Here is a 3,812-nt window from a genome sequence, read left to right as displayed (position 1 = left end):
CCACCTACCATCGCCGACAAGCCCGTTGCTGTCGCCGCGCCAAACGTGCTCAGCAAATAGTCGGTGTACAAATCGAGTTCTTTGTTCTTCATTGCGACAGGTTAGCGTATGCACTGCGTAACATCAGACCCTTAGGCAGCCGTCACTGTCTGAACCTTCAATTCGCAGACATGCTAGCGGGTGTAGTGCAAACTCATTTTGAGTTTGGAAGACCTGCCAATTGGGACATTCTCAAGCACCAAGTCTTCCTTGAGCGCCTTTTCTGCTCACGTTGACGACAGTATTAGGGGTAGTTGGTCGAGTAGCCTGAGGGTGAGATTCCCTTAGGCTACTCGACCAACTATCCCGCGAGTAATTTTGCGCCGTCCGGCCTGACTTCGCCTTTGGGTGAGACATGCCGATATAGGGTCTGTCGAGTAATGCCTAGCTCCTGACATAGATCACCGACCCTGGTTTCCGATTGTCCCATCGCCGCCATCGCCAGGCGCAGCTTGGCGGCGGTCATCTTGAACGGTCGTCCACCTTTCCTGCCACGCGACCGCGCCGACGCCAGCCCCGCCAGTGTGCGCTCGGCAATCAATTCGCGCTCAAACTCAGCTAGCGCGGCGAAGATGCCGAAGACCAGCTTGCCAACGGCGATCGTGGTGTCGATGGCGGCACCGTGACCGGTCAGCACCTTGAGACCAATGCCGCGTCCGGTCAAATCGTGAACGGTGTTAATTAGGTGGCGCAGGTCGCGCCCGAGCCGGTCGAGCTTCCACACGACCAACGTATCGCCTGGCCGCAACGCCTTCAGACAAGCAGTCAGGCCGGGGCGGTCCTCGCGCTTGCCGGATGCCAGGTCCTCGTAGAGATGTACTGGATCGACGCCAGCGGCGGTCAGCGCGTCGCGCTGCAGATCGGTGGCTTGGGAGCCGTCCGCCTTCGACACTCGCATGTAACCAATCAGCATTCTTCACTTGTCACATAAACGACCGTTTGCGTGACAGCCCAAACTCTGGAATGCAGGGACTGAAAACCGTCACTTAACCCGTCATCTAATCAGTGACTCGCAAAAGTAGGACAGTCCCACTTGTGTGACAGCATTTTCTGGGCTTTGGGCTTGGCCTCCACCCCGAACAACCCCGATGCCATGGTGTAAAATGTTGATTGATTATACCCATATGGGCATAATATAAGAATGGAACAGCGCATGAAGAAATTACTTTGGCTTGGCTCGGCCAAGAAAGATTTGATGGCGATGCCGGGCGACGTTCAAGACACGTTTGGTTATGCGCTGCATCAAGCACAAGTTGGAAAGAAGCACGAACAGACTAAGCCGCTAAAGGGGTTTGGTTCTGCTGGTGTTCTTGAAGTAGTTGAAGACTCAGGTGGAGGCACGTTCCGCGCCGTCTATACGGTCAAGTTTGGCGATGCCGTTTATGTGCTTCATTGTTTTCAGAAGAAATCCACGCAGGGCATTGCAACACCAAAGCCAGACATGGACTTGATTCGGGAGCGATTGAAAAAAGCCGAGGCGCACGCCAAAGGAGAAATGAAATGATCGAAATTGAAGAAAGCACTGGCAACATCTACGCCGATTTAGGCATGGCCGACGCCGACGAAATGATTGTCAAAGCACAGCTTGCAACCAAGATCGGCGAAATCATTAAAGGCCGTAAATGGAGCCAGCAGCAGGCAGCCGATGTTCTTGGCATTCCTCAGCCCAAACTGTCCAAGATGCTACGCGGCCAGTTTCGCGGGATTAGCGAAGCGAAGATGCTCGATTGTCTGGCCCGGCTTGGTCGTGACGTACAAATCGTCGTCGGGCCGGCTCGTCGTACAACGACAATAGGACGCGTGGCCGTCGTGTTTTCGTGAATGGGGAGTAAGCACATAGCTGCAAAAGCGGCCACATGACAAATGCATTATGGGCGGTGGCGCACAATGATGTTGACCCAGTGGCGCAATTTCCTGATTTCGTCAACCAAAAATGCTTAATGCATTGCCAGCCCGCGTTCTCCCCCGAGAACCCAAACTGTACGAAATAGGCGTACTTATTTTTCAGCATGTCCGAAAGTTCGTTCCGCTAACTTTTGGACATGCTGGCCAGGTTATGTACGAAACCGTTCGATTTCGTACTCCACATATTTGACAGTACCCGTAAATGCTCAACCGTGATTGAACTGGCGGCCGATGACACGACTGTTTGTTCTACCCCTAGTTAAAACTATTGCCGGCACTCCACAATAGTATTACTTGAATTACAAGTAGTGTACTACTATGATCGCATTACTTTCACTATAGTGCACATGTTTAATATAGTGTTTTCAATCGAATCATTACACTACTTGCATAGTGTTCTATTCACTATATTCAAATGCATGTAGTGCATTGCTTATAAATGCACTAATGTTTGAAACTACATTCCATAAAAAAAAGGGTTCTATGCCTATCATCGTTGTTGGCAACGAAAAAGGCGGGTCTGGAAAGACCACCATTGCCACGAATCTCGCAGTTATGCGCCAATCTCGCGGTCACTCAGTCGTGCTGATGGATACTGATGCCCCGCAATACACCTCGTCACTATGGTCAGAAGCACGGAATGAATCCGTCCTGAATGACACTACAGGCCAGTTAGAACCCATTCTCACTGTACAGAAGAGCGGAAAATTGGCTTTTGATGTTGTGGCTCTTGCTGAGAAGTACGACACAGTCGTTATTGATGTGGGTGGACGGGAAAGTATCGAGCTGCGTTATGCAGTCGCATTAGCCGATCAAGTCATTATCCCAACCAGACCGTCACAGTTCGATACATGGACTCTCGATTCCATGGAGCGAATCATCAAAGATAGTGTTGGAAATCGACGTGATGGCGAGTTCAATCTAGAGCGATACAAGGTTGTATTGACCCAAGTGAACCCTAATCCTCAACTTCGCGAAGCAGATGAAGTTAGATTGGTTCTTGCTGAATACGCCCATGTTATGACGGTACTGCCATTCAATATGTACGACCGTGTTGCCGTCAGAAAGGCACAAAAGGGTGGACTGGCCACCTTTGAAGCTTATCCAGAGGACAAAGCAGCAACCGAGATGCAGTACCTTTATGAAAGCGTGTTCGGGGAAGAGTAATGAATATGAGTAAAGCCAAGTACACACCACCATCAGTCAAAACACGTTCCCAAACTACGCATTTGACTACACCAGTCATTCCTGACGCTCTAACGCCACCACCACCGTCAAAAAGCATTGAAGAGCTACGCCAAATCGCCGAAGACCCTGCCATTAGTGAGTTCGCAGAAAGCGCTTTTCATAAGTCAAATACTGTACAGCCCGCATCAACCGGGGAAGACAAAGAAATAGCAGTAGTGCCTAGCAGGTATTACACCGATGCAGCAAAGGGGGCTGGATCTGGTAGAGCAGTCACTTCAATGCGTATTCCTATCGCACTATTGGCGGAGTTGGATTACCTAGTAGACAACTTGCCGGGGGCTAGATCAAAGAACAACTTGGTGGAACGATACATACAGGAAGGTGTTCAACAAGACCTAAAGAAACTCGCAAAGAAGCCATAGCTCGATACAATTTTTCTAGTTTATCCACACCAGACACAGCTCGATACGCAAAAAATTCAAGGGGCAAAGCAAAACTTGGCCACAGCTCGATACTAAATTCCATATCACCGAAGATTCGATACCTTCTTTGTATCTGATGTTACGCAGTGCATACGATAACCTGTCGCCATGAAGAACAAAGAACTCGATTTGTACACCGACTATTTGCTGAGCACGTTTGGTGCGGCGACAGCAACGGGCTTGTCGGCGATGGTAGGT

Annotated in this window: 5 protein-coding genes; 4 read left to right on the top strand and 1 reads right to left on the bottom strand. The window is 50.1% G+C overall.

The features are described from left to right. Window positions 1-340: 340 nt before the first annotated feature. Window positions 341-952, bottom strand: a complete 612-nt coding sequence (locus CSQ89_RS20390) for a recombinase family protein (RefSeq protein WP_099407839.1) — start codon at window positions 950-952, stop codon at window positions 341-343. 240 nt (window positions 953-1,192) lie between these two features. On the opposite strand from CSQ89_RS20390, the gene CSQ89_RS20385 reads away from it, so the two are divergent. From CSQ89_RS20385 to CSQ89_RS20370, 4 genes are all read left to right on the top strand, one after another. Further along, window positions 1,193-1,543 (top strand): type II toxin-antitoxin system RelE/ParE family toxin, encoded by a 351-nt coding sequence (locus CSQ89_RS20385; RefSeq protein ID WP_099407838.1) that lies wholly within the window; start codon window positions 1,193-1,195, stop codon window positions 1,541-1,543. Further along, window positions 1,540-1,860: a helix-turn-helix domain-containing protein gene (locus CSQ89_RS20380; protein ID WP_099407837.1), complete on the top strand. Its 321-nt coding sequence runs from the start codon at window positions 1,540-1,542 to the stop codon at window positions 1,858-1,860. Before CSQ89_RS20385 ends, CSQ89_RS20380 begins: the two co-directional genes overlap by 4 nt. Window positions 1,861-2,391: 531 nt before the next feature. Next, entirely contained in the window at window positions 2,392-3,111 is a 720-nt protein-coding gene (locus tag CSQ89_RS20375) for a division plane positioning ATPase MipZ (RefSeq protein ID WP_099407836.1), read from the top strand. Window positions 3,112-3,116: 5 nt separating this feature from the next. Further along, a complete protein-coding gene (locus CSQ89_RS20370; RefSeq protein ID WP_139023057.1) occupies window positions 3,117-3,554 on the top strand; it encodes a hypothetical protein in 438 nt (145 codons plus the stop codon). Window positions 3,555-3,812: the final 258 nt, after the last annotated feature.

Origin of the sequence: Chitinimonas sp. BJB300 (genome assembly GCF_002735695.1) — a bacterium.
GTDB lineage: Bacteria > Pseudomonadota > Gammaproteobacteria > Burkholderiales > Chitinimonadaceae > Chitinimonas.
Note: the sequence above shows the minus strand (reverse complement) of the source record. Positions and strands in the feature narration are given on the sequence as shown.